The organism is Niveispirillum sp. FG156, from assembly GCF_057809555.1.
Genome location: NZ_JBMDKE010000087.1, coordinates 1 through 2,826 on the forward strand (window position 1 = coordinate 1; position 2,826 = coordinate 2,826).

1 protein-coding gene is annotated in these 2,826 nt (G+C 63.0%); it reads left to right on the forward strand.

The features are described from left to right. Positions 1 to 9 precede the first annotated feature (9 nt). Positions 10 to 2,826 (forward strand): TonB-dependent receptor, encoded by a 2,817-nt coding sequence (locus ACODSP_RS28160; RefSeq protein WP_488968817.1) that lies wholly within the window; start codon positions 10 to 12, stop codon positions 2,824 to 2,826.

Below are 2,826 nucleotides of genomic sequence, written 5' to 3' on the forward strand. Positions count from 1 at the left end.
CTTGAGGAGATAGTCGTGACGGGTTTCCGTGCGTCGTTGAACAGCGCGCTGAACCTCAAGCGTGCCGAGGCTGCGGCGGTTGATGCGATTGTGGCCGAGGATATCGGTAAGTTCCCGGACAGCAATCTGGCTGAGAGCATGCAGCGTGTGCCCGGCGTGGCGCTGGCCCGCGGGGATGGTGGCGAGGGGCGTAACATCTCCGTCCGTGGCCTGGGGGCGGGCTTCACTCGCGTGCGGGTCAATGGTATGGAAGGGACCTCCCAGACCGGCTCGTCCGACATTTACGGTGCCGGCAATGCCGGGCGTTCCTTCGATTTCAACGTCTTCTCCACCGAAATCTTCTCCGCCCTTGCCGTGCGCAAGACGCCGTCGGCGGATGTGGAGGAGGGATCGCTGGGGGCCACCGTCGATCTGAACGCGCCCAAGCCGTTTGATTTCCGCCAGGACAGCGTCATCACCGCCACCGCCAAGGGCGTCTATAATGGCGTGTCCAAGAAGGTGGACCCGCGCGGATCGGTGCTGGTCTCGCAGAAGTTCGGCGATGAGGGGCAGTTCGGCGTCCTGGGCTCGCTCTCCTATCAGCAGCGCAATATCCGCGAGGTCGGCTATTCCGCCGTCGATCTGCTGTCGGCCAGCGCCAATGGCCTGTTCTGCGCGCCCATCGGTGTCACGCCCATCTACCCCGCCGTCTCGGCGGCCAAGGGCACGACGGACACGATGTGCTCCACCAACAATCCGCGCACCGGCACGCTGGCCGCCTGGAATACCGTCCAGGCCCTGCGCCGCGCCGATCAGCCCAACACGCCCGGTTCCGGCGCCTTCATCCCGCGCCTGCCGCGTTATCTGAATTCCACCCAGGATCAGGAACGCGTCGGCGCCAGCCTGACCTTCCAGTACAAGCCCGATGAAGATACCGACATCTCCATCGACACGCTTTATTCCCGCTTCGACGTGACCCGGCGTGACAATTACATCGCCGCCGTCTCCTTCGCGCGCTCCATCACCAATAATGGCCAGCCCATGGTCTCGGTGCGCGATATCCAGTTCGATCAGAACGGATCGCTGGTCTATGGCCTGTTCGACGGCGTCGATGTCCGTTCCGAAGGCCTGGTGGATCATTTCGTGTCCAGCTTCAAGCAGGCGAACCTGGATTTCGAGCATCGCTTCTCCGACGCGTTCCAGGTCTCGGGCCTGGTCGGTTTCAACCGCTCCGAACTGGATGGCAAGCGCCGCTTCCAGACCTTCATGGACGCCATCGATACCGATAATTTCTCCATCGATTTCCGCGATGGTGGCACCACGCCCAAGCTGGGCTTCGGTTTCGATGTCTCCAACCCCGCCAATTTCACCTATGCCCCCGCCCAGGCCGACGGCACCGTCCTGGGCGGGTTCAGCCCGCAGGGCCGGCCCCTGCTGCAACGCACCGACAATCTGACCACGGAGCTGAATTTCGCCTGGACCGTGGCCGATGGTTTCGTGCTGAAGACCGGCGGCCAGTTCCGCGAGAGCGATTACAACGTCACCTCGGTGCGTGAATATCCCGCCGATGTGACGGTCAAGGCCCTGCCGGGCGGCACCAGCCTGTCCTCCATCACCAAGACCATCAGCGGTCTGGACAGCCTGTGGGGCGACAATGCGCCCAAGAGCTGGGCCGCCATCGACCCCACCAAATTCGCCGACCTGTTCGACACGGACAGCATCCGCACCTGCGATTACACCTGCGGCGGCGTCAAAAGCCGGGTGCGCGAACGGGTCAAGAGCGCCTATCTGATGGGCACCTTTGATCTCTATAACGCCGCCGACCTGCCGATCCGTGGCGATGCCGGCGTGCGCTATGTGAAGACCAGCATGCTGGCGTCCGGCTATATCGCCGTCGCCCCGCCGGCGGGCACCACCTCGCCCACCAATCTGGTCGGTCGCTTCTCCGAAGCCAAGAACAGCTATGATGACTGGCTGCCCTCGGCCAATGTCGTGTACGAGGCAACGGATGATGTGCTGCTGCGCCTGTCGGGTGCCAAGGTGCTGGCCCGCCCCGAACTGGGCGTGCTGACCCCGACCAGCGGCGTGAACCCCGTCACCCGCATCGGCAATGTCAACAACCCGTTCCTGGACCCGATCCGCGCCAACACCTTCGACGTGGCCGCCGAATGGTATTTCCGCCCCGGCTCCCTGCTCTCGGTTGCCTATTTCTATAAGGACATCAAGAGCTTCATCCAGTCGGTCAGCTCCCAGGTGCCCTTCACCGATCTGGGCCTGCCCGATGCGCTGCTGGCCGGGTCCAACACGGCACCGACAGAGATCTTCACCGTCTCGCGTCCCTTCAACACGCCGGGCGGCCCGCTGAAGGGCTTTGAGATCAACGCCCAGATCCCCTTCACCTTCCTGGACGGTGTCTGGGCCAATTTCGGCGTGCTGGCCAACTACACGCGCGTGACGTCCAAGATCAACTACATCCTGGCATCCGCCGGCGGCGTGCCCACCGTCACCACCACCGCCGACCTGATCGGCCTGTCCAAGAACACCATGTCGGGTACGCTTTATTACGAGGATGAGGATTTCTCCATCCGCACCACCGCCAACTACCGCGACCGCTTCATCCGCGGCATCCCCGCATCCCCCGGCTCCGACCTCCAGGGCAACGCACCCACCCTCTATGTCGACGCCGCCGCATCCTACAATGTCACGCCCGAGATCAAGCTCATCCTCGAAGCCCAAAACCTCACAGACGAACAAAACCGCCTCTATATCGACAGCAAGCGACAGGACACTCTCTTCGAAACCAAAATCGGCCGGACGGTCACAGCAGGCGTAAATGTAAGGTTCTGA